Annotated in this window: 20 protein-coding genes and 1 tRNA gene; 12 read left to right on the top strand and 9 right to left on the bottom strand. The window is 63.0% G+C overall.

Features of this window, described 5'->3' with window-relative positions; genetic code table 11:
* The first annotated feature begins 121 nt into the window (after positions 1 to 121).
* The 4 genes from AC6I9R_RS08800 to AC6I9R_RS08785 are packed head-to-tail and all read left to right on the top strand — an operon-like array spanning position 122 to position 3622.
* The gene (locus AC6I9R_RS08800; protein WP_461425200.1) at positions 122 to 1312 is read left to right on the top strand and encodes a 3-hydroxybenzoate 6-monooxygenase; all 1191 of its coding nucleotides are present in this window, start codon (positions 122 to 124) and stop codon (positions 1310 to 1312) included.
* On the top strand, positions 1313 to 2005 hold the full coding sequence (locus AC6I9R_RS08795) for a fumarylacetoacetate hydrolase family protein (protein ID WP_461425199.1): 693 nt from the start codon (positions 1313 to 1315) through the stop codon (positions 2003 to 2005). It begins immediately after the preceding gene.
* Complete coding sequence (locus AC6I9R_RS08790; RefSeq protein ID WP_461425198.1) at positions 2002 to 3099, top strand: cupin domain-containing protein; 1098 nt, start codon at positions 2002 to 2004, stop codon at positions 3097 to 3099. Before AC6I9R_RS08795 ends, AC6I9R_RS08790 begins: the two co-directional genes overlap by 4 nt.
* Positions 3083 to 3622 (top strand): DinB family protein, encoded by a 540-nt coding sequence (locus AC6I9R_RS08785; RefSeq protein WP_461425197.1) that lies wholly within the window; start codon positions 3083 to 3085, stop codon positions 3620 to 3622. The genes AC6I9R_RS08790 and AC6I9R_RS08785 overlap by 17 nt, the downstream gene beginning before the upstream one ends.
* Here the strand turns inward: AC6I9R_RS08785 and AC6I9R_RS08780 are convergent.
* The 5 genes from AC6I9R_RS08780 to AC6I9R_RS08760 form a co-directional block, all read right to left on the bottom strand.
* A complete protein-coding gene (locus AC6I9R_RS08780; protein WP_461425196.1) occupies positions 3602 to 4267 on the bottom strand; it encodes a hypothetical protein in 666 nt (221 codons plus the stop codon). The two genes, AC6I9R_RS08785 and AC6I9R_RS08780, sit on opposite strands and share 21 nt — an antisense overlap.
* 62 nt (positions 4268 to 4329) lie before the next feature.
* The gene (locus tag AC6I9R_RS08775; protein WP_461425195.1) at positions 4330 to 5481 is read right to left on the bottom strand and encodes a CapA family protein; all 1152 of its coding nucleotides are present in this window, start codon (positions 5479 to 5481) and stop codon (positions 4330 to 4332) included.
* A gap of 77 nt (positions 5482 to 5558) precedes the next feature.
* A complete protein-coding gene (locus tag AC6I9R_RS08770) occupies positions 5559 to 6758 on the bottom strand; it encodes a winged helix-turn-helix domain-containing protein (RefSeq protein ID WP_461425194.1) in 1200 nt (399 codons plus the stop codon).
* A 9-nt stretch (positions 6759 to 6767) separates the two neighbouring features.
* Positions 6768 to 8663, bottom strand: a complete 1896-nt coding sequence (locus tag AC6I9R_RS08765; protein ID WP_461425193.1) for an acyl-CoA synthetase — start codon at positions 8661 to 8663, stop codon at positions 6768 to 6770.
* A 163-nt stretch (positions 8664 to 8826) separates the two neighbouring features.
* Complete coding sequence (locus AC6I9R_RS08760) at positions 8827 to 10653, bottom strand: ABC transporter transmembrane domain-containing protein (protein WP_461425192.1); 1827 nt, start codon at positions 10651 to 10653, stop codon at positions 8827 to 8829.
* A gap of 184 nt (positions 10654 to 10837) precedes the next feature.
* Between AC6I9R_RS08760 and AC6I9R_RS08755 the strand changes: the two genes are divergently transcribed.
* The 7 genes from AC6I9R_RS08755 (at position 10838) to AC6I9R_RS08725 (ending at position 17476) form a co-directional block, all read left to right on the top strand.
* Positions 10838 to 11248, top strand: coding sequence for a hypothetical protein (locus tag AC6I9R_RS08755; protein ID WP_461425191.1), 411 nt, complete (start codon positions 10838 to 10840; stop codon positions 11246 to 11248).
* A gap of 9 nt (positions 11249 to 11257) precedes the next feature.
* Complete coding sequence (locus AC6I9R_RS08750; RefSeq protein ID WP_461425190.1) at positions 11258 to 13408, top strand: M10 family metallopeptidase C-terminal domain-containing protein; 2151 nt, start codon at positions 11258 to 11260, stop codon at positions 13406 to 13408.
* Positions 13409 to 13676: 268 nt separating this feature from the next.
* The gene (locus AC6I9R_RS08745; protein ID WP_461425189.1) at positions 13677 to 14603 is read left to right on the top strand and encodes a phosphoenolpyruvate carboxykinase (ATP); all 927 of its coding nucleotides are present in this window, start codon (positions 13677 to 13679) and stop codon (positions 14601 to 14603) included.
* A gap of 71 nt (positions 14604 to 14674) precedes the next feature.
* Positions 14675 to 14920, top strand: coding sequence for a PqqD family peptide modification chaperone (locus AC6I9R_RS08740; protein ID WP_461425188.1), 246 nt, complete (start codon positions 14675 to 14677; stop codon positions 14918 to 14920).
* A gap of 67 nt (positions 14921 to 14987) precedes the next feature.
* Complete coding sequence (locus AC6I9R_RS08735; protein WP_461425187.1) at positions 14988 to 15416, top strand: lasso peptide biosynthesis B2 protein; 429 nt, start codon at positions 14988 to 14990, stop codon at positions 15414 to 15416.
* A gap of 94 nt (positions 15417 to 15510) precedes the next feature.
* Positions 15511 to 17274, top strand: a complete 1764-nt coding sequence (locus tag AC6I9R_RS08730) for an asparagine synthase-related protein (protein WP_497863093.1) — start codon at positions 15511 to 15513, stop codon at positions 17272 to 17274.
* A 55-nt stretch (positions 17275 to 17329) separates the two neighbouring features.
* Positions 17330 to 17476: a hypothetical protein gene (locus tag AC6I9R_RS08725; RefSeq protein ID WP_461425185.1), complete on the top strand. Its 147-nt coding sequence runs from the start codon at positions 17330 to 17332 to the stop codon at positions 17474 to 17476.
* Between the two features lie 134 nt (positions 17477 to 17610).
* Here the strand turns inward: AC6I9R_RS08725 and AC6I9R_RS08720 are convergent, their stop codons facing one another.
* The 3 genes from AC6I9R_RS08720 to AC6I9R_RS08710 all read right to left on the bottom strand — a co-directional run bounded on the left by AC6I9R_RS08720 (position 17611) and on the right by AC6I9R_RS08710 (position 21213).
* Positions 17611 to 18147 (bottom strand): phage tail protein, encoded by a 537-nt coding sequence (locus AC6I9R_RS08720; RefSeq protein WP_461425184.1) that lies wholly within the window; start codon positions 18145 to 18147, stop codon positions 17611 to 17613.
* A 368-nt stretch (positions 18148 to 18515) separates the two neighbouring features.
* Positions 18516 to 18589, bottom strand: a tRNA-Gly gene (locus AC6I9R_RS08715).
* A gap of 188 nt (positions 18590 to 18777) precedes the next feature.
* Positions 18778 to 21213 carry a GcvT family protein gene (locus tag AC6I9R_RS08710; protein ID WP_461425183.1) on the bottom strand — a complete coding sequence of 812 codons (2436 nt, stop codon included), beginning with the start codon at positions 21211 to 21213 and terminating at the stop codon, positions 18778 to 18780.
* A gap of 177 nt (positions 21214 to 21390) precedes the next feature.
* On the opposite strand from AC6I9R_RS08710, the gene AC6I9R_RS08705 reads away from it, so the two are divergent.
* Positions 21391 to 22917, top strand: coding sequence for a trimethylamine methyltransferase family protein (locus tag AC6I9R_RS08705; RefSeq protein ID WP_461425182.1), 1527 nt, complete (start codon positions 21391 to 21393; stop codon positions 22915 to 22917).
* Here the strand turns inward: AC6I9R_RS08705 and AC6I9R_RS08700 are convergent.
* A complete protein-coding gene (locus AC6I9R_RS08700) occupies positions 22914 to 23888 on the bottom strand; it encodes a LysR family transcriptional regulator (protein ID WP_461425181.1) in 975 nt (324 codons plus the stop codon). The genes AC6I9R_RS08705 and AC6I9R_RS08700 overlap by 4 nt on opposite strands.
* Between the last annotated feature and the right edge of the window lie 123 nt (positions 23889 to 24011).

Genomic DNA, 24011 nt, shown 5'->3' with positions numbered 1-24011 from the left:
TTATAGTATACGTGGATTTGGAGCACTTTGCGAAAACCACTATTCACTATAGTGTTATTAAACAGATACTTACCCCCTTGCTCAAGCTTGAGCAGGGTCAGGATCGAGCCGCGGAGCGCCCATGACTCAGCCCATTTTGATCGCCGGAGGCGGAATTGGCGGCCTCGCGGCGGCGGCGGCTCTGGCGGGCAAGGGCATCGCCTCGGTCGTGCTGGAGCAGGCCGCGACCATGGCCGAGATCGGGGCCGGCATTCAGATCGGCCCCAACGGATTTCACTGTTTCGATGCCCTCGGCATCGGCCCCCAGATGCGCGAGACGGCGGTCTTCATCGATGCCCTGCGCCTCCTGGACGCACAGACGGCGGAAGAGATCACCCGCATCCCTTTGGATGCCCCCTTCCGCGCCCATTTCGGCAATCCCTACGCCGTCGTCCACCGCGCCGAATTGCACCAGCTGCTGCTGAACCGCTGCACGGACAGCGGCCTCGTCGACCTGCGCACCCGGGCGAAAGCGACGGGTTATTCCCAAGACGGCACCTCGGTCACGCTCCATCTGAGCGACGGCGCCGTGACCGGTCGCGCGCTGATCGGCGCCGAGGGTCTCCGCTCCCCTATCCGGGCGCAGATGCTGGCCGACGGCGAGCCCCGCGTCTCGGGTCACACCACCTATCGCTCCGTCATCCCGCGCGAGGCGATGCCCGAGGATCTGCGGATGAACGCCGCAACGCTCTGGGCCGGGCCGAAGTGCCATATCGTCCATTACCCGCTCAAAGGCGGCACAGTGTTCAACCTTGTCGTCACCTATCATCGCGACGCATTGGAGGCGGTCTCGAGCAAGCCCGTGACCAACGCGGAGGTGGCCGAAGGGTTCGAGCATGTTCACCCCCGCGCCCGCGCCGTCATCGAACATGGCCGCGACTGGAAGCAGTGGGTGCTGTGTGACCGCGACCCCGTCTCGCGCTGGACCGAGGGCCGCGTGGCGCTTCTGGGGGATGCCGCCCACCCGATGCTGCAATACTTCGCCCAAGGCGCCTGCATGGCGATGGAAGACGGCGTGGCCCTCGCCGTGGCACTCGACGGCGCCGATGATGTGGAGGCCGCCTTGCTGCACTACCAAAGCATGCGCGCCGTCCGCACCGGCCGGGTGCAAATGAACTCGCGCCTGATAGGCGATTACATCTACCATCCCGACGACGCCCGCGCCGCCGTGCGCAACGAGATCATGCAAGGCATGAGCCCTCAGGACTGGTATGATCAACTGACATGGATCTACAGATCCAATGGCTTGCCGCCGGAAATGGGAGGAATCTAAATGGCCTATGTTTTTGACCCAATGCCCACTCCGTGCGTCCCGGTGGCCGGGCTGACCGCGCAGTTCCCGGTGCGCCGCATCTTCTGCGTCGGGCGCAACTACGCCGAACACGCCCGCGAAATGGGCCACGACGACCGCGAACCGCCGTTCTTCTTCGCCAAGCCTGCCGATGCCCTGGTGCCCCACAGCGCCACGGTCCCCTACCCGCCCGGCACTGAAAACTTGCATTTCGAGGCCGAGTTAGTGGTGGCAATCGGGGTTGGCGGCAGCAACATCCCAGAGGCCAGCGCACTCGATCACGTCTACGGCTATGCCTGCGGCAACGACCTGACGCGCCGCGATATTCAGGCCGCCGCGAAGAAGGCCGGGCGGCCCTGGGACATGGCGAAGGGGTTTGATCTGTCCGCCGTCGTAGGACCGATCCACCGGGTGGCCGACGTCGGACATCTGGACAGCGGCCCGATCCAGCTGACGCGCAATGGCGAGGTTCAGCAAAAGGGCGACCTGGCCGATATGATCTGGTCGACGCCCGAAGTCATCGCCTACCTCTCGGGCCTAGTGAGGTTCGCGCCGGGGGATCTGATCATGACCGGGACGCCCGCGGGCGTGGGCGCTTTGGTGGCGGGTGACACGGCTGTCGTCTCCATCACCGGGCTGCCCGATCTTTCGGTCACCATCGGGGATCCCGCATGACCGAGGGCACCCACGAGACCATCGAACACGGCATGCAGCCCGAGGATACGCCAGAGTTACGGGCGCTTTATCAAGGGTTTGCGGAGCAATCCCTGATCCCGCTCTGGACGCAATTGGGCGACCTGATGCCGATGACCCCGGCGCCCAAAGCCGTGCCCCATGTCTGGCGCTGGGGTGATCTGCTGCCCCTGGCCGAAGCCGCTGGCACGCTGGTACCGGTGGGCCGGGGCGGTGAGCGGCGCGCGATTGGTCTGGCCAACCCCGGCCTTGCGCCCAACGCCTATATCTCTCCGACGCTCTGGTGCGCGATCCAATATCTGATGCCCCATGAGACCGCGCCGGAGCATCGCCATGCCCAGAATGCGTTCCGCTTCGTGGTGGAGGGCGAAGGGGTCTGGACCGTCGTGGACGGCGACCCGGTGCGCATGTCGCGCGGCGACCTGTTGCTGACCCCCGGCTGGCGCTTTCACGGCCACCACAACGACCGCGATGCGCCGATGGCCTGGATCGATGGCCTGGATATTCCCTTTTCACAACAGATGGATGTGGGGTTTTTCGAGTTCGGGTCCGAGCGGGTGACGGATTACGCTACCCCCAATTTCTCTCGCGGAGAACGGCTGTGGGCGAACCCCGGGTTGCGGCCTTTATCGGGGTTACAGGACACAGTCTCAAGCCCGCTGGCCGCCTTCCGGTGGGCGCATACGGACCGCGCCCTGACCGAGCAATTGTTGCTGGAGGATGAGGGCCAGCCCGCAACGGTCGAGCAAGGCCACGCCGCGATCCGCTACGTGAACCCGACGACCGGGGGCGACGTGATGCCGACGATCCGGTGCGAGTTCCACCGCCTGCGCGAAGGGGCGGAAACGCCGGCGCGGCGCGAGGTCGGCTCGACCGTGTTCCAGGTCTTTGAGGGGCGCGGCGCGGTGGTGCTCGATGGCGTGACGCACCGCCTGGAAAAAGGCGATTTGTTCACCGTGCCGTCCTGGGTGCCCTGGGCGCTACAGGCCGAGACGCGGTTTGATCTGTTCCGCTTCTCGGACGCGCCTATCATGGAGCGTTTGCACTTCGCGCGTACCCATGTCGACGGCGGCTGAACGCGCGGCGCTGGTCGCGCGCCAAGGTGTCGGGGCGCGCTATGACGCCGCGGAGGCCCCATCGGAGGAATTGCTGCTGGCGCGGCGCGGCACGGCTTACTTTGCACGCCTTCTCAATGGCTTGCCAGACGACGCTCTGGTGGAAAACCACCGCGCGTTGGTTGTGGCCCGCGTCGGCTACCACGCGCGCGGCCTGACGCGCCTGCTCACCTGGGCACGGACCGGGATTGAGACGCCCGAGCATCCAAGCGAAGCCGCGCGCGAAGCAGAGGTGGTGGCAGGCTCCAGCCTGCCCGCGCGCGCTTTGCGGGGGCTTTTTGACCATGCGGCGATCCATCTGGACGTCGAATGGCGCGACCTTCCCGGCCCTGCCTGGGACGCGCCGCTTCACCTGCTGGACGGGACGCAGATCACCGCCCGCGACACGCCAAGAATTCGGGCGCAATTGATTTGGGCCGCCGCGTTGGACCTGGACGCAGGCGCGCGCGCCACGGATCTGCCGTCATCCCTGCGGCGGGGATAGACGAGACATCAGCGTGTCGGGGTCTTTATAGGATCCCGGGGCCATGAACTCGACAATCTCATCGACGTGGCCGGGCACGGGAAGGCTGAGGAAACTTGCCAATTCCTCAATGAACACAAGCGGATGCGCGGCGGCCTTCTCATAGGACACCATAAGGCAGGGCACGCCCAACGCCTCGACCATCGTCGTGTTGCGCACCTGCGCGCGCAGGCGGGCCACGACCAGTTCTGCCGCCTTGTCGGGGGGCTTTCGCGCCCGCAGCGCCATCGGGACGGGGTCACGGTAGACGCAGACCAGATGCGGCGCGCGGAGGTCTCCGATGATCCGGTCGAGGTAACGCGCTGCGCCGGGGAATTTCCAACCCCAGATCTCGTGGGCTGCGTCGCGTTCGGCGATGAGTTGGCGGGCGTGGGCCGGGAACTCGGCCGGAGTTCCGTCGTGCCAATCCATGTTGAAGGCCGGATCCTCCAGGTTCTGCCCCAGGTCCTTCCCCATCGGCACGCCAAGGCCAAGGATCGCGCCCGCGATCATCGAGGTGCCGCCCCGGGGCGTGCCAAAACACACGACCGTGCGCGGCCCGTCCTCAGAGGCCCGATCCGCAAAAACAGGCAACGACGTCAGACACTTGGATTGTGGATGTGGCATCAGGGGCCGCCCGTGATAGGTCCCGCCACGATAGAGATCACAGGTCCCCGGTCAAGGTTGCGCTAGGGCGTCAGGCATCCGCCGGGCGCGACCATGCCCGGGCCGAGCATGCGTTGCGCATGGGCGAGGCTTGGGGCGCCGGTCGCCAGGGCAGCGGCGGGAAAGACGGCAACCCCCTGCGCTGTCGTCCGCTCTACGCGCGTGGGCAGATAGCGGGCGCCTGTCGCTTGCAGGCCCGGTTCTGTGGCGGAAAGATCAAGGTAAAGGATCGCGCCCGTTCGACGGTCCAGCCGCCATTGCGACGAAAGCAGGTTACCGAGGGAATAGGCAACCGGCACCTGCCGCCCGTCCGCTGTCACAAGCATCTCCAACGGTTGCAGAACGTGGGGATGGGCACCGACCACGGCGATCGCCCCGGCCTCGGCCGCCGCACGGGCCAGCGCGCGTTGGCGGGCGGTCGGATGGGGGGAATATTCCGTGCCCCAATGGGGCAGGAGCACGACACCATCGATGCCGGGCTGCTGATTCAGGCTGTGGATAAGTGTGGGGATGGAATTGCGGTTACTATAGCATCCTAGGACCTGACGGCCCGGATCCGCCAGTCCATTTGTCGAGAAACTACAAGCGAGGAAAGCGATGTTATGGCCAGCGACCTGCCGTACGGTGTGCCATGATGCGGGCGCGCCGCGGGCGTGCGTTCCGGTGGTGGCAAGGCCCGCGCTGGCCAGCGCGGAAAGGGTGCGATCCGCACCAATCGCGCCCCTGTCCATCGCGTGGTTGTTGGCGGTCTGGACCACATCCACTCCAACCGACCGAAGCGTGTTTGCGATCGACGGATGATAGTTAAACCGGGGGTAGCCGGAGTAGATATGACCGTCGAACACCGTAGCCGGATCAGCAGCCTCGCGCCCGGAGGGGGCTATGTTATGCGCGGTTGGCCCTTCCAGGTTCACGACGGTTACGGCCGCGCGGGACAGAGCGCCTGCAATGGGTGCAAAGGCGGGCGCGAAGCCCTCGGGACGGGAAGCGGCGTCGGATTGGATCAAGGTGTGCAGCAGGACGTCGCCGCCAAAGGCGAGGTCGGGGCGCGCGCAATTCCCCGCGCCCCCGCCCGAAGTGGGCGCGCAACTTGTGACGGCGGCCACCGTCAGCACGACCTTCAAGGCGACAATCCCTTTGCGCCCAAAGGGATTGTTTTTGAACGGGAATAGCATCTGCGTCCCTGTGGATAACTCAGCCCCACGCAACGACACGGATCCGCAGCTGTCAATACTTGGCTGCGTGGCGTCGCTTAACCCGCCCTGAGCCAATCCGGCGCAAAGCGAATCTCCCCCTCCGTTGCAAACCGCGCGGCTCGGTCAAGTTCCGCGCAAAGGCGCGCCACGCGCCCTGTCCCCATGCGTACGCCTTTTTCGGGCCAGAACGCGCGGACGGCCAGGACGCCCTCATCGCGCGCGATGTCGATCCTGCCGATGAGCCGCGTGCCTTCCATCACCGGGAAAACATAGTACCCATAGCGGCGCTTGGGGGCCGGGACAAAGATCTCGATCCGGTAGTGGAACCCGAACAACCGCTCCGCGCGCTTACGGTCCCGAAGGGCGGGATCAAAGGGTGACAACACGCGGACCCTCGGGGACGGGTCCGGCAGATTATCCATCATTTCCAGATCTTTAGGCCACATGATCGATCGGCGAGGCTTCCCGTCATAACCAGTGATCTCTACCTCCACCGCCCGGCCTGAGGCCAAAGCTTCCGCCACCCATGCCTTTGCATCCGCGGGACGGACGAGGTCAAAGAAGGCGGCCAACTCGCCGCTGGTGGCAAAGCCCAAACGGTCCAACGCGGCGGTACAGGCCCAATTCACGATCTCTTCATCGGTGAGCCGCGCGTTGAGATGCTCGGGCGGGATGACCCGCTCGCTCAGATCATAGAACTTGCGGAATCCAACGCGCTTGGTAATCGCCAGTTCGCCGCAGCGCCACAGGTACTCCAACGCCACTTTTGACGGCCTCCAGTCCCACCAACCTGTTGATTTTTCGACGCCTTCGTCTTCCATATCGGACGAGCAGCACATCCCCTCATCTTGGACGCGGGCCAGGACCGTGTCGATTTCGGGGTGAAACCCCTGCCCGTGCCAATCCCTCCATTTCGAGTGCAAGCGGGCTTTGTCGCGCTCGAACCGCATGCGCCACATCGGGTAGAATTCCATCGGGATGATCGAGGCATCGTGAGTCCAATGCTCGAACGTGGCCCGCGCGCGGTCGTTGATCCAACGCAGGCCCTCGGGGCGGTAGGTTTGGCGCCGCGACCACAGGATCAGGTCGTGGGCCCGCGCGAAGGTGTTGACGCTGTCGACCTGGACGAAGCCGAGGTCGTGAACCAATTGCGAAAGGGCCGCGCCCTTGGCCCCGCCCGAAGGCGGCGCCATTAACCCGTGGCGCTGCAGAAATAACCGGCGCGCTTGGTCGTTGCTTAAAACCGGGGTGGACATCGCGAGAGCTCAGGCCGCCTCGCGCCATTCCCAGGGGCGTGTGAATTCGCCCAGAACCTTCGTGACGCCCTCTTCCTCGGCCCCGTTCTGATCAAGGTAGGCCACCAGCCCGCGCTTCTTGTCCTCGCGCACCTCAACCACGCGTGCCGCATGGCCCGCCTTTTCCAAGGCATCGTTGTAAATGCGCGTGATCGCCCGTTTGCGCAGGTCCGGCTTGAAGACTTTCCCCACCGCCGTTTTGGGCAATTCCTCCAGGATTTCCAGATACTTGGGGATCGCGGCCCGCTCATGGACATGCTCGGACGCGTAGGCCATCAGGTCGGCCACGCTGGTCGTGGCACCGTCCACCAGTTCCACGTAAGCGCAGGGCAATTCGCCCGCGAAGGCGTCGGGCTGGCCGATTGCGCCCGCGAAGGCCACGGCCTCATGGCCAGCCAGCGCCTCTTCGATTTCGGCGGGGTCAATGTTGTGGCCGCCGCGAATGATCAGGTCCTTGGCGCGTCCGGAAATCCACAGATAGCCATCTTCATCCATCCGCCCCAGATCACCGGTGCGCAGGAATTGCGCGTTGGATTTCGGGCCGGGGTAGAACAGGTCCTTGTTCTTGGCCTCTTCGGTATAGGTCTGGCCCATGTAGACGCCGGGTGAGGAAATGCAGATCTCGCCCGCTTCGCCCACGGGCACCTCTTCATGGGTCTCGATGGAGATGATCTTGACCTCGGTATAGGGCAGCGGCAGCCCGACGGAGCCGATTTTCTTCGCGCCATCGGGCGGGTTTGAGGACACCCCGCAGGTCACCTCTGTCAGCCCGTAAGCCTCGCAAATGTTGATCCCGGCGGCCTTTTCGAACCGCTTATAGAGCTCGACCGGCAAGGGGGCCGAGCCGCTGAAGGCCATCTTCAACGACGAAATATCGGCATCGACCGGACGCTGCATCAGGGCGGCGAAGGCCGTGGGCACGCCGATGACGAAGGTCGCCTTGTAGCGCTCGCAGAGCTTCCAGAAATTGTCGAAGACGCCCTCGCCCCGGTAACCTTGCGGCGTGGGCAGGATCACATGGGCGCCGGAGGCGACCGCCCCTCCGATGATGATGGTCGCGCCAAAGACGTGGAACATGGGCAGCGGACACATGGCGACGGATTCGTGCTTGAGCAGCACCCGGTTCACCACCCAACCGTTGTAAATGATGCCAGAGAACTGGTGCTGCGCCACCTTCGGCATGCCCGTCGTGCCCCCGGTGTGGAAATAAGCGGCGACGCGGTCCCCGGTGCTTTCTTCAAAGCTCAAGGTCTTGGGCTGCGCCGCGAGGGCCTGATTGAAGCTTTGCACCTTGGCACTGTGGCTGACGGGGTTTTTGGGCCGGATCAGCGGCACGATCAGCCGTTTCAAACCGGTCAGGTAGCGGTGCAGATCCACCTCCAGCACGTGTTTGACGTTGGGCGCCATGGCCACCGCCTCCGCCGCTTTCTGAGGAACGTCGGTCTTGGGGAACGCGCGCAATGTCACCAGGACCTTCGCGCCGGTTTCCCGCAGGATGGAGGCGATTTGCTCGGCCTCCAGCAAGGGATTGATCGGGTTGACGATGCCAGCGGTTTGTCCGCCGAGATAGGTCACGACCGTTTCCGTGGCGTTGGGCAAAAGGTAGGCGACGACGTCGGTCTCTCCCACCCCGAGGGAGCGAAAAAGGTTTGCGGCCTGGGTGACCTGGTCGCGCAGCTCGGTCCAGGTCAGCGTTTCGTTCGGATCACTCGGCCCAGAGGTCAACTGATAGCTGAGCGCGGGCCTGTTGCCATGCGCCTCGGTCGTGCGTGTCAGCAGGCCATAGGTCGTGGCGGGAAGGTCGCGGTCTTCCCAGGCCATTTCCTGCACGATGGCGTCTCGGTCCATAGCAGTTGCATATGTCATCGGTGTCGTCCTCCCCTTGCGCGCGGCGGGAAGCTCCCTCTCCCCGGGCGGCATATTTGTTCTTGCAACGATCCTCACTCGAATAGGGGGAGTGTGACAAGTAGGTGTCACGGCAAACGCTACGGAAAGCGAGGCTGATCACGCCGCTTATGTGTTCCGGAGGCTACTCCGCCGCGAGGCCCGCAGTGAACTGCAACCGCGCCAGACGGGCGTAGAGGCCGCCGTCGGCCACCAGCGCATCGTGGGTGCCTTCGGCGACGATCTTCCCGCCTTCAAATACAAGAATGCGGTCCGCCTGTTTCACCGTCGCCAGCCGGTGGGCAACGATCAAAGTGGTGCGGGTCTTGGACATCTGGGTCACGGCGTCCTGCACCGCGCGCTCGGATTCCGCGTCGAGCGCGCTGGTCGCCTCATCCAGCAGCAGGATCGGCGCGTCGCGAAGGATCGCGCGGGCAATGGCGATGCGCTGCTTTTGGCCGCCCGACAGCATCATGCCGCGCTCACCCACGTAGGTTTCATAGCCCTCGGGCAAGTCGGTAATGAACTCATGCGCGGCGGCAGCCACGGCAGCGGCCTCCACCTCGGCGTCGGTGGCGTCAGGGCGCCCGAACCGGATGTTGTCCCGGGCCGAGGCCGCGAAGATCACCGGGTCTTGCGGCACCAAGGCCATGGCTTGCCGGAAGGTCTGGCGAACCATGTCCGTCAAGGGCACGCCGTCCATCGTGATTTGCCCGGAACCCGGGTCATAGAACCGCAGAAGCAGCTGAAAAACGGTGGATTTTCCAGCACCGGAGGGGCCGACAAGGGCCACGGTCTCGCCCGGCTGGATGGTGAAACTGACGCCATCAAGCGCCGCCGTATCGGGCCGCGTCGGGTAGTTGAAGCGCACATCCTTGAACGCGATCGCGCCGCGCCCGCCTTGCGGCAGCGCCGGGCCAACCACGGGGTCAGCGACGCTGTCTTCTGCCGCCAAAAGCTCCACCAACCGTTCCGTGGCGCCAGAGGCGCGCTGCAACTCGCTCCAAAGCTCAGACAGGGCACCAACGCTGCCTGCCACCATGATCGCGTAGATCAGGAACTGGATCAGGGAGCCGATGGTCATCACCTCGGCGCGCACGTCACGCGCGCCGATCCACAGCACGCCGACGATGCCGCTGAAGACCATTGAGATCACGATCATCGTCAGGATAGCGCGCAAGGCGATCCGTTTCTTGGCGCTATCAAACGACATTTCGGTCACGTCGGTGAAACGTCCGGCGGTCGATTTCTCATGGGTGAAGGCCTGAACCGTTTGGGCGGACAAAAGCGCTTCGGATGCATTGCCCGAGGATTCAGCGATCCAATCCTGGTTCTGGCGGCTCAGAACCCGCAAGCGGCGCCCCAGAACGATGACCGGCACGGTAAGAAGCGGAACGATCAAAAGCACCGCGCCCGCCAGCTTCGGCGAGGTCCAGAACATCAAACCAATGCCGCCCGTCAGGATCAGAGCGTTGCGCAGGGCAACCGACATGCTTGACGAGATCACGCTCAGCAGCAGCGTGGTGTCCGTGGTGATCCGGCTGAGCACTTCACCGGTCATGATCCGCTCGTAGAATGCGGGGCTCATGTTGATCATACGGTCGAAGACGGCTTTCCGGATGTCTGCGATCACCCGTTCACCCAGACGCGTCACAAGATAGTAGCGAAGGCCGGTGCCAAGTGCCAAAAGCCCGGCGATGGTCAGGGCGGCCACGAAATACTGATCCAACAACTCTGTCGTTTCCGTCTCGAAGCCGTCAACGACGCGACGCACCGCAAGGGGCAGGGTCAGCGAAACCATCGCGGTCAGGACCAGGGCCGCGATGGAGCCGATCAGCATCAACTTGTGGGGCAACAAGAACGGCAGCAACCCCCGCAGGCTGCCGACCTGCTTGGAGCGCGGCCGCTCCTCCGAGGCGCCGTGCGGCGAAAGCGGGGCTGGCGCTTGAGCAGAATTTGGGTCGCTGGCCATGGTCTGTGGTCGCCTCATCCGATCGCCCCGGCAGGGCCGGGTCTGTGACGCATTGTCGATATTGACCTTCTCTCGGCGCTGCAAGGCCCGGCAGCGAAGCGGCGACATGCCGACGCAGTCTTTTCCTCTTGGGAGGGCTTACAACCGACTGCGCAGTTCTATACCATTTGAATTAAGTTGCTGATTGGGACAGAGCAAATTGCGTAATGCGCTTTCAATTCGGAAACGTTTAATTTTGGCCGCCGCGCTTTTGAGCGTCGCGGCACTGCCTGCGCTTGCCGTGCCAGCAGATCCAAACCGCCCTTTGGTCGCGCAGTCCTGCGATGTCGCGCAAGAGCGCCTTGTCGAGGCACGCATGGGCTCGCCACTGTTGTCGCCCGATGAACAGGCGCAGGTGCTCCGTGTGGCTCTTGCCGATGTGGCGCGGCTTTGCGGTGAAAACCAACGCGACGGGCACCTGCCCGGTCCCGACAGGCCACCGTCTATCAAAATCCACGACGCAGAACGCGTCTTTGTGGGGCGAAGCCCTGCCACCCGCCCCACCCTTTCCAATTCCGTTTCCGCTGATGTCATCGCAGCGCAATTAACTCTGTAGGATTACACCATGTGCATCATCTGTTCGACTTTTAACCCGCAAGTGCTGGAGTGCGAATACACCGCACTGCCCCCAGGGGTTGTCGCGCCCGCCCCGGGCGACACGATCAACGAGATCGGTGATGCAGGCAACACGACCACGACAAGTGGCAACATGGGCGTGGGCGAGTTCTTCATGGGCGAACTGTCCACCACCACGGACAGCGACTGGATCGAGATCACGCTGGAGGCGGGGACCTATACCATCGCGGGTGTAGGTGTCGGGCCATTGAGTAACGCGCTCAACAACATCACGCTGACCCTGCGCGACGCGAATGGCAACTTCGTCCAAAGCGATGACAATGACGGGCCGGGGCGCAATGCAGACATGACGGTCACGGTGACAGATACCACGACGTTCTACATCGACGTCAATAGTGCATGGTCGTTCGACTCCGGCACCTACGGCGTCTCGGTCACCGAGGGGGAACGCGCCGCCTACAATCTGGAAATGGGCGCAGGCAACCTGATGCGCCCGAACCAGGCCTGGGTCACGACACCGGGGAACGAGGTCAACCTGACATGGGCCATCCGATCCACGGGTAATGATCCGCTGAACAACTCGCCCGGCATCGCGATGAATGCCAATCAGGTCGCGCTTACGATTGCGGCGATGGCCTATACGGACGCCATCTCGGGCCTCAACTTCACCCAGGTGAACCCCGGTGGCACGTCGAACAACGCGACGATGCTGTTTGGTGCCTACCAAGCCAACGACGGGTCTGGCGCCTATGCCTATTACCCCGGGTCGAACGGTGGCAATACTAGCTTCGGGGCCAACCAGGGCGACGTCTGGTTGAACAACAACTCCTTCCACTCTGGCCAATCTTACGGCATCGGCACCTACACCAGCTATACGATGCTGCATGAGATCGGCCATGCCATCGGCCTGGCGCACCCCGGCGACTACAACGCTGCCCCGGGCGTCAGTATCACCTATGGCAACAACGCCCAGTTCATCCAGGACTCGCACCAATATACGGTGATGAGCTACTTCGGCGAGACCAACACCGGCGTCAGCGGCGGCCTAGGCTACCCCGACACGTTCATGCTGTACGACTTCATGGCGATCCATCAACTCTATGGCGCCAACCTGAACTACAACGCGGGCAATACGATCTACGGCTTCAACGCCACGGAAGCCAATTCCGTCTACGACTTCACGTTTAACACGACACCGCTGATGACGGTCTACGACGGCGGGGGCACGGACACGATTGACCTGTCGGGCTATACCATGGGTCAGATGTTGTCCCTGGAAGCGGGCGTCTTCTCGAACATCGGCGGCTATACCGGCAACTTCTCCATCGCCTATGGCGCGATGATCGAGAACGCGATCGGCGGATCTGGTGACGATACCATGACCGGCAACGAAGGCGACAACCTGATTGAGGGCGGTGAAGGGGCAGATTCCCTGGACGGCTTTGGCGGAGCGGATACGCTGATCGGTGGCCTGGGCAATGACACGCTTAACGGTGGCAACCAGTTCGACAGCCTCGAAGGTGGCGGCGGGCGCGACTCGATGACCGGCGGCATGGGCAACGACACGCTGCTCGGCGGCACCCAGAATGACCGGATGTCGGGCGGCAATGGCAACGACTCGATGCTTGGCCAGATGGGGGCGGATACCCTGATCGGCGGACGCGGCGACGATCTGCTGGACGGCGGCAACCGCCGTGACAAGCTGATCGGTGGCGAAGGCAACGACACGCTCCTTGGCGGGCGCGGCGACGACCTGATGCGCGGTGGCGCCCAGAACGACCTTCTGGACGGGGGCCTTGGCAACGACTCCATGGTAGGCGGCGCGGGCTTTGACACGCTGATTGGCGGCGTAGGCAATGACACGATGACGGGCAACTTCAACGCCGATGTGTTCATCTTCCGCGACAACCACGGCGTTGACGAGATCACGGACTTCGACGCCACCAATGACTTCGAGAAAATCGACTTCTCGGGGCTGTCCACCGTGAATTCGATCACCGACATTCTTGGCAATGGCACAGATCCCGGGATAGCGATGCAGGTCGGCAATGACGTCCTGATCGATACCGGCAACGGCAACTCGATCCTGCTTAGAGATGTGCTTTATTCCGACCTTGATGCGCTTGACTTCATTTTCTGATCACGGCGATGCGGCACCGGCTTTGGTCGGTGCCGTTCGGTGACGTCGCGACTGGCGCGGTCCGAGGGGCCGCGCATTTGGTGTGCGTCGAAGACAGCAAGCCTCCCCGTCCCCGTTATCTGAACGGCGACAACCCTTTTCCGTTCGCCCGCACCCCTCCTGCGCCGGTTGCGAAACTGATGTGATCTGCGATGTTGCGGGCTGAATGATGACGCGCAGGGGCTTCGGGCCCTCAAGTCATTGCAGAGACGGATGAAAACCCCACGGCATGACAACGCCTTCCCACCATTATCAAGCCTACGGGCTTAGCATCGACAGCGATCTGGAGTTGCCTGAGCTGTTGCCCGACGCGGCGCGTGCAACGCCCGTTGGGGCGCTGGTCACCATTCGTGCCGAAAGCGTGCCACCGGCCGGTCTTGAGGGGGCGACGCACACGACAGAACACCTGCAGTGCACGCCCAAATCCGTCTGGCTGAACATCCCGAATGTGGGCCGCATGATCATCCGCGATGGCTGCGAGATCGGCTACGAGCTGGCCGCCGGGGTGACGTACGCCAATATGCGCGTCTATCTGTTGGGGTCGGGCCTTGGCACCTTGTTGATCCAGCGCGGGCTGATCGTCATGCACGGCAACGCGATTGACATGGGTACGGGCTGCCTGACCTGTGTGGGGCTTTCCGGCGTCGGGAAATCGACGACGGCCACGGGGATGATGCAACGCGGCTATCCGCTGATTGCCGATGATGTCTGTCCCGTCGACGCGCAGCGGCGCGTCATTCCCGGGATGCCACATGTCAAGATTTGGCAGGAAACGGCCGACGCTTTGGGGATCTTGACGCCAGACTTGCCCGCCGTTGCGCCTGACCTGCCCAAATACCGGCTGCCGATGAGGGCCGCATTCTCGGACCAACCCTTGCCGCTTCGACTGTTGGTGGAGCTCTGTCCAAGCGACGTCACCGAGGTGCACGTTACCCCTGTGACGGGCCCAAAGAAGATCGCCCTGATCCAGCAGAACATGTACCGCTACCAAATCGTCCACGGAATGCAGCTGGGTGCGGTGTCGTTTCGACATGCCGCGGAGCGGTTCTCTGGCGTCAAAGCCTTCAGGGTCGAGCGGCCCGCAGAGGGGTTTGATCTGGACAACTTGCTCGACACATTGGTTCAGCTTTTTGACGACCACGCCCAGGTAGGATAGGAACAGCGGGCGCGTGCAAGGAGGCCATCGTGACATCACCCGCTAATGCTCTGCTAGCCCAAAACCCCTCCATGATTGCCGCCGAAATGGACGGCGAGGTGGTCATGATGGATATCGAGAAGGGCAGCTATTTCTCCATGAATGCTGTCGGATCGCACGTCTGGGCCGCGCTGGAGACGCCCAAGACCTATGAGGGCGTCGTGGCAGATGTGATTGATAGCTTCGATGCGCCGGACCAGGGCCAGGTGAGCGCTGATATCACGGCGTTTCTCGATATGCTTTTGTCCAAAGGTCTGGTTCAGCGCGTTGAGGCATAAGGCGGCCCAGATCAGCAGGCTCGCACGCCGTGCGGCACGAGAGTTTGTCTGGTGGCAATGGCTTTTGATGCCGCTTGTCTGGTGCGGCCTTGGGCTTGCTCGCCTCGCCATCCTGACACTGCCGTTTGCGCGATACCGCGGGGCACTCGGCACCCCCAGCAACAACCTTGGGGCGACGGGCACCGACGTGCCCCGCCAAGACACGGTGACGCGGATTGGCAAGCTGGTGCGCGGCGTCGCCCGGTTGACGCCCTGGACCTCAAACTGCCTGCCCCAGGCGCTGGTCGCGGCGCTGTTGCTGCGCGGCGCGTCCATCCCCTACGTCGTGCATCTGGGAATGCGCCGCGACGCCGCCCAGGACGACAGGGAACCTGAGCTTCTGGCCCACGCATGGACCCTTGTGGGCCCACAGGCGGTCACGGGGGGAAGAGAGGCCAACGGGATGACCCCGGTGGCGACCTTCACGTGGCGCATCGCCGAGCACGTGAGAGCTTAGCAGGGCTGGTATGTTTGCGGCAATTTTCATGCGCAAGCCGGGGTCTGACCCGCGCGATATCGTCAGCCCCGATGCGCTGGAAGACGCGCTGTCGTTGGGCGGTTTCGGCGATGTGCGCGGGCACTACGTCACGAACCGGGTGCTGATGGCGCAGTCCACCCTGTGGAACACGCCCGAATCCAAGTATGAAACAGCGCCCGAGGTCTGCCCTGACACGGGCCGGGTCATCGTCAGCTGGGTGCGGCTGGACAACCGCGAAGCGCTCTGCGCGGCGCTCGGCCTTCCCTCGCGCGACACGCTGACCGATCCACAGATCCTGCTGGCCGCACATCGGATGTGGGGGCCCGATTGCGCAAAGCGGCTGGAGGGTGATTTCAGTTTCGTCATCCATGACCCGACAAGCGGCGCGATCTTTGCCGCGCGCGACGTGGTCGGTGCGGTCCCGCTCTACTGGCTGGAAACAGACACGACATTGATCCTGTGTACCAGCCAGGCTCTGTTCAAGTCGGTGTTCAAAGCGTTCACGGGACCCAACCCGCTGTGGGTGACGCATTACACCGCCGGACTGATCAGCGGCCCGGACCTTTGCGCCTTCTCGGATGTTCAAGCACTCGCGGGTGGGGTGCGGCTTGGGGCCGGGCTAAACACCACAACGCTCTGCCACGAGTTCCGCAACTTTGAAGAGCCGTTCCGGGACGAGGCCATATCGGCAGAAGAGGCCGTCGCCACCTACCGAACCGCACTGGACCAGGCCGTAAGAGACCGACTGAGGACAGCCTACCCCGTTGCCGTCGAAAGCTCGGGCGGGGTGGATTCGTCTGCAATCATCGGATCCATGCATGCCAACGGCTGGCTTGCCCCCGATACATTGGCACTCAGCATGTGCCACATGGAGGAAGAACCCGAAGTTCTGTTGCAAATGGCGCTTCATGTGGGGCTGCGGCGCAATTTCGTTTTGGCCCGGCCCATGATGTTCGGCACGGATAATCACTTGGACGCGGCAGAGGCGGCGCTTGGTCACCCGCTGGAGCACCCGCACCCGACGTTTTTCGGCCCCGCCATCCGGTATGCGGCGCAAGATGGCGCGCGGGTCCTGATGTCGGGCTATGGTGGCGATGAGATCGTCTCCAACAACGGGCGGAATGCGTTGATTTGGTGGCGCGCACATCGCCGCTACGGGGCGATGTTCCGTGCGACCGGTGGAAATCCTGTTCTCAAGACTTACCGGTTCCTGCGCAGCATGCTGCGCAATGGCAAAACGGACGAAATAGCCCGGTGGGTCAACACCCTGATTGACACAAGCGCTTTGACCGACAACGCCCGCGCAGACCTCGCGCCATTTCGCCAGCCAGAGAACGAGCAGCAGCTCTGGGCGGCGGACCCCAACACCGCACTTACCCAGGCGCTTCTTTTCAAGACACATCGTTACGCACGGCTTGAAGCCTGCACGCTTGTCGGTCGGTCACTTGGAGTTGAGTTTCGCTGGCCGCTGTTCGATCCTCGGCTGATCAAGGTCTATCTGCAAAGCCCCTTGTCGGTGCGCCACGTCGAAGGCATCGGCAGATTTTTGCACCGCAGCGCCATGTCGCCATACACGCCGCCAAAAATTGCTTGGCGCAACCGCAAAAGCATGGGGGACACACACTTCCGTGTGTCTGATATGGACTATGAACCTCGGATCGAATTCGATGCGCTACCGGAGCTTTTGCGGCAGGTGCTCGACCCCGAAAAAATCGCGCGGCTCAATGAGACCTTGCCCGCCCTTTCGCCATCGACGCCGCTTCGTGCCGAAACCTTTGAAGACCAGAAGCGAGTTTGGTACATCAACCGTATTGCGAAGTGGCGATCGCAGTTATAACCTGCACCCAAAGTTAGCCACGGCTCGTGCGCTTGGATTTCAAAGGAAACATATCATGAAGACTGAAAACTCTGCGGTTATCGCTGATGAACACGCCAAGAAACCTCCTTATGAGGCGCCAAAGCTGGAAGAACTGAAGGCCTCAGACACTTCTACGGCCGTTTTCGCCGGGGGCGAAGCGTTTGTGAACGGTACATCCTGACGTCTGCACCTTTGGGCGATGACGTAGGCCCGAGTTCTACGAGGCGAAATTGGCGTTGATGAGCCGAAACGCGCCGGACACAAAAAAAGGCGCTCGGACGGCGCCTTTTTTCAGTTTTTGGAACTGCGCGAGGATCAGCTGCGGCTTGGGAAAATACCCTGCAAGCAAATGATGTAGTGCATGCCGAGGAATGGGCTCACGTTGCTGAACGCAGAGTTGTTGCCGACCGTGTTGGACTTGATGCTGTCAACGTGCATCGCAACCTCAGCAGAAGGGTCGGAATCTGCGTAGATCGGCGCTTCCGCAGGCGGGCCGGCCAACAAACGGTCTGTCGGATTCGAGATCGTGGCAACCGCCAATTCAGAATACAGCCTCGGGCTGTGATTGTGCGCGGGCATGTTTGCCAGCTGCAGCACGGTCTGCTCATTGCCGCCCTTCTCGCCCAGGGTGTAGTTCGACAGGCCGGGACCGTGTCCTTCCCCAATGGCGACCCGGCCCCGGAAATCGGGCAGTCCGAAGGTCGTGCGACCGTCGCCGCCGTAGATCGTCCCGAGCAGCGAGAACAGCGCGGTGTTCGAGTTGATGGCGAGCAGCTGGCCATCGCAAAACGCCCAATTTCGCGGCGCAAAGTTACTTGCAAACAAGCGGATTTCGGCAATTGTGCCTTCCATAGTATTCTCTCCCGTTGGGGGCAGCTTGAAAAATGCAACAAGCCGCTTCAGTGATTTAGCTCATGAGGCAAACGGCCTGATCATCGTAAACAATATTGAGGATTCAAACGATCACGGGGCTGCATGTGACATGCGAAATTGGATAACCTATTGTCCTCAAACTACTTAATCTTACTTCAATTTGAGCGTGGTCCGGCAAAGGCCCACGATTCAATCAAAATATGACGTAAGGGAAGCCTAGGCGTCATTCCGATTCAGGTAAAGACTTCCGAGTATTCTCGCGGGAATTTCTATTTTTTCCGTCGGGCCCGGGTTCGCGCGCTCAGCGAGGGACGGCAAAAAAACGCAGACGATTAGGTGGGATTGGATGGAGCGGGCGACGGGAATCGAACCCGTATCATCAGCTTGGAAGGCTGAGGTCTTACCATTACACAACGCCCGCGCGCTGAGCCCATCGCATATTTCAATGGGTATTCCGGGTCAAGTTCACTTGCGCGGGTCGGGCTAGAAACAGGCGGCGCTTAGACGGGCCCTATTGGGGGCGAACTCAGGGCCGCGGGTATATCAATGGTATATCAATTCACTTTTCACCCCACCGTGAGAGCGGCGCCTGTGGGTGTTCAAAACGCCCTAGGCCCGCATCCGCGCGTAGGACGGATCATAGGGCGAGGCTGCGATCACCTCGGCGCGGATCAGGTCGCCACAGATGTCGATGTCGACCGATGTTCCGATGTCGGCCAGCGTCGGATCGACGAAAGCGTAGGCAAGGTTCAGGCCCACCCGGTGCCCCCAATCCCCAGAGGTCACGGTGCCCATGACACGAGCGCCTTGCATCACCGACGCGCCGCCATGGGCGGGGGCGTGCGTGCAGTCCACTTTCACCGTCACCAGCTTCTTCTGAGGGCCTGCCGCGACGTGCGCCTCCAGCGCCGCCTTGCCGATGAAATCCCCCTTCTCCAGCTTCACGAAACGGGCAAGCCCGGTCTCAAACGGATCGAATTCAGTGATCAGGTCGGCCTTCCAGTGGGCAAAGCCCTTCTCCATCCGCATCGACTCGACGGCGCGGGCGCCGAAGAGCTTCATCCCATGCGCCTCACCAGCGGCGCGCAGGGCGGTGTAGGCGGCATAGAGAGAGGCGTTGGGGACGTGGATTTCATAGGCCAATTCGCCGGAGAAGCTGACGCCCATAACCGTCGCGGGCGCGTAGCCGATGAAGCATTCGCGAACTGACAGCCAGGGGAAAGCCTCGCACGACCAATCCTCGCGGCTGACCGCTTGCAGCACATCGCGGGATTTGGGGCCTGCGAGGACCAGGATGGTCTGGTCGTTGGTGAGGCTTTTAATCTGCACATCCTCATCGCTGCGCAGATGCGCCAAAAGCCAATCCATATCGTGGGTCTCCGCCGCCGCCGCCGAGCCGTACCAGGCCCGCGCGGGGCCGCGATCCGACGGCGGTAGATTGGCCACGGTCGCCTCCCCCTTCACCCGGCCCTGATGGTTGAGCAGATAGCCAAGACCGACCCGCCCGTCCCGCTTCGTGACCGCGCCGCAGAACATGCGGTCGAGGAAGCTATGGCGATCCGTGCCGGTAATCTCGAAACGGTTAAAGCCGTTAACCTCGCAGAGGCCGACGTTCTCTTGCACGTTGCGAACCTCGGCGGCGACCACGTCGAAGGCCTCATCGAAATTGAAGGTCAACGAGGGGTGAAAATCAGGCGTGGGCTTGATGTAATCGACCCGCTCCCACCCGTTCACGACGGTAAACTCCGCGCCTTCAGCCGCCAGCACAGGCGTCAGTGGCGTGGTCTTGGCGTCGCGGCCCGCGGGGCGGTGTTCATGCGGGAAGTGGAAGCGGAATTCGTTCTGGTAGTCCTCGATGGCCTTTAGCGCCGTCAGCTCCACATTGGCGTGGCCGGTGAAGCGGCGCGGGTCGAGGCACCAGGTGTCATAACAGGCCTCGCCATGGACGATCTGTTGCGCCAGAAGCCAGCCGTGGCCGCCGCCCTCCCCCACGCCCGCGCGCAGGCCGATGATGCAAAACGCGTTGCGCTTGCCGGGGATGGGGCCGACCAGCGGCGCACCGTCGATGGTATAGGTGATCGGGCCGTTAACCACGCGCTTGATGCCGACCTCCGTCAGCGCGGGCATCCGCTCAAACGCGCCTTCCAGCACGTCCATCACGCGGTCCAGATCATCGGGGCAAAGATCATTGGCAAAGCTCGGGCTGATCCCGTCCATGCCCCAGGTCTTGCAGTCCTGCTCGTAAAAACCGACCAGCAACCCGTTCTTCTCCTGGCGCGAATAGTAGTCGCTGATCGGGCAGCGCAGAAGCGGCATTCGGTGGCCTGCCTCGGCGATAGCCGGGATGTCTTCGGTGACGAAATACTGGTGCTCCATCGACGCGACGGGGTGGTGCACGCCCATCATCTTGGCGACCTCATTGACGCGGTAGCCGCAGGCATTCACCACGATATCGGCGTCGATGTCGCCCTTGTCCGTCTCCACCGTCCAGGTGTCGTCCTTGTGCTGGGTGAGCCCCGTCACGTTGGTGTGGCGGTAGACCTCCGCCCCCGCCTTTCGGGCATGGAACGCCAGCGCCTGGCACAGCTGCGCCGGGTCAATATCGCCGTCCTCGCCGTCCCAGAGCCCGCCCACAAGGTTCTCGGTCGAGATCAGCGGATGGCGGCGCGCGCATTCTTCGGCGTCGATCACCTCATATTCCACGCCCATCCCCCGCGCCATGGAGGCGAAGTGGCGGTAGCCCTGCATATGCGCCTCGGTATTCGCAAGTCGGATGCCGCCGTCGCCGTGGTGGTAGCCCACGGGGTAGTCGGGATCGTCGCGGAGCTTCTTGTAAAGCGCGATGGAATGGGACTTCAGGCCAACCATCGTCTGGTTCATGCCAAAATTCGTGACCTGCGCGGCGGAATGCCAGGTGGTGCCGGAGGTCAGCTCATCCCGTTCAATCAGCACGACATCGGACCAGCCTTCCTGCGTCAGATGATAGAGGGTCGAGCACCCGGCGATGCCGCCGCCAATGACAACAACCTTGGTGCGCGACTTCATCGGCTTTCTCCTGATCCTGCGTGCCGCTGACAGAGCGGTTTTTGAGGGGCCTGCCTAGGGTTTCTATAGTTAATCCGAAAACAGCGGAAAATTGTTCCCAATTTTTCAGAATTCCCAAACCGCGTTTGGGAATTGCCTGTTTTTCCGTTTGGAATGTGGGCGGAAGGCGGTGGCAAAATGGCAGAGAGATTGATCCGAGGGGGGCGACAGGCGCGGTTGGCAAAGCGCGCGGCAAAGCCGGTCGTGGACCCCTGCCCGCCCGGGCAGATCGGCGGCATGTACAAACCGCTGACAGAGGCGGAGTTGAACAGCATCTACGACACCGCGCTGCGGCTTCTGGCCGAGCTGGGGTTGGGCGAGGTGCCGGACCGGCTGACCAAGGATCTGCTGGCCGTGGGCGCAGAGGATAACGGCGCGGGCCGCGTGCTGTTCCCGGCACCGCTGGTGCAGGCGGCGATTGATCAGGCGGCGAAGACTTTCGTGCTGCACGGGCGCGACCCCGCGCGGTCGATTGAGGTCGGCGGCAACCATGTGCATTTCGGCACTGGGGGGGCGGCGGTGCAGACGCTGGATCTGGATACCCACGTCTATCGCCCCTCGACGCTGGCAGATCTGCATGACTTCACACGGCTGCAGGACGTCTTGCCGAACGTCAGCTGGTACACGCGGTGTTGCGTGGCGACGGACGTGCCGGACGTCTTTGATCTGGACGTGAACACCGTCCATGCCCTGCTGTGCAACACCACCAAGCCGACGGCCACGTCCTTCACCCTGGCCGAGCATGTTGCTCCGATTGTAGAGATGCTCGACATCGCAGCAGGTGGCCCCGGCATGTTCGCCGAGAGGCCGTGGATGAAGGCACATATCAGCCCGATCATCTCGCCCCTGCGGTTCGGGGAGGACGCGGTGGACGTGGTCTATGCATGCATCGCCCACAACATCCCGATGTCCTGCATCACGGCGGCGCAAGCCGGCGCGACGGCGCCCGCGACGCTTGCCGGGTTCCTGGCGCAGTCGCTGGCCGAAACCCTGGCAAGCCTCGTGATGGTCCATGCAATCCAGCCGGGCTTTCCGATGGTGTTCTCCAACTGGCCCTTGGTGATCGACCTGCGCACCGGCGCGTTTTCGGGCGGCAGCGGCGAGACAGCGGTGCTGAACGCGGCCTCGGCGCAACTGTCGAACTGGCTCGGGCTGCCCTCGGGCGTGGCCTGTTCTATGACCGACGCGAAAGCCATCGACGCGCAATATGGGATGGAGAAGGGGCTGACGTCGCTGGCGGCGGCCTTGGCGGGGGGCAATCTTATATATGAAAGCTCCGGCATGACGGCCTCGCTTCTGGGGGCGAGCTTTGAGGCTTTCGTGCTGGATGATGAGATGCATTCCCACACCTACCGGGCGCTTCGGGGGATCGAGGTGAGCGAGGAAAACCTCGGGTTTGACGCGATCACCCAGGCGGTGTTGGGCGAGGGGCATTTCCTGGGCGGGGCCCATACCTTTGCGGCGATGGAGCGGGATTACTACTATCCGACACTCGCGAACCGGGAGGAGCCGCGGACATGGGCCGCGGAAGGCGCGAAGGACGCTTGGGAGGTTGCAGGAGAAAAAGCGCGGGAGATCCTAGCGAGCCATAAGCCGAAGTACCTGACGCCCGAGCAAGACGCCGCGATCCGGGCGCGGTTCAACATCCTTCACACGCGCAGCTAGTCGATCAGGGCGAAGTCACCGGCGAGCCACGGGGTCGTGTCGGTGAGCGGGCGGATCACCTGTTCCTCCAATGAGGCGCGGATTTTCAGGTTCACCAGATCCAGCACCGATCGCGCGCAGTCGGGCGTCGTGACGAGCGACAGGGTGCGCGAAAAGCGCTTGCCTGGGAACGGATGGACGCGCAGGCGCGGCTGGAACCGTTTGGCGCGCGAGAACAAAAGCGGCGTGGTGATGGTCCACCCGGCGCCCGCCGCGACCATGGCCATCAGGGTCTGGTTGCTGCCGCACTCGACTTTGTGGGGCAGGCTGACGCCGAGGCGGCGCAGCTGCGCCTCGATCTGCGCCGCAATGATCAAGTCATTGGAAAACCGCAGAAACGGAAGCGCCGACTTGCCGGCGATCACATCGGGCAATGGCGGGCCGCCATCGGCGGGCAGAACCACGATGAAGGGATCGCGCAGCAGCGGGTGGTCCTGCAGATCGCGCATCCGTTCGGGCGGGGTGGTCGTGATGCCAAGGTCCAACTCGCGGTCGCGGAGCATCTCCAGGATCTCGTGACTGGTCGACACGTGGTAGAGGAAATCACAATCGGGCATGGACTGGGCCAGATGCACAGCGAGGGCGGGCGTGACGTCGCTATCCAGGTCCTCGATCGTGCCAAGGCGCAGGTAGCGCGCCTCGATCAGATCACCGGTCGCGGCTTCGGCGGTGGCCTTGCGGATCGACTGAAGCGCCACATCGATGTTGCGCAGGAAGACGTGACCCTTGGGGGTCAGGACCATGGGGCGGCGCGCGTGGTTGAACAGCTCGACCCCCAGATGATCCTCCAGAGAGCGCAGGTGATGGGACACGGTGGAGATCGACAGGCCCGTCTCTTTCGCCGTCTCGCTCAGCGATCCGGTGCGGGCGCAGACCTGAAACAGCTCCAGCCACCTTAGGCTGAGGCCTTTGCGAGACGAGGGTTTCGGCATTGTCGTGTGCGTCCTTGCATGGCCCTGTCCCTTCCTAGACCAGGCCCCGGCCTGCGCACAACGCGCGCTGGCACGGCGCCGCGCGGTTGGGTAGGTTGACGCGCAGCGCAAGGAGGCCCGCCC

This window comes from Gymnodinialimonas sp. (assembly GCF_059726805.1).
Note: the sequence above shows the minus strand (reverse complement) of the source record. Positions and strands in the feature narration are given on the sequence as shown.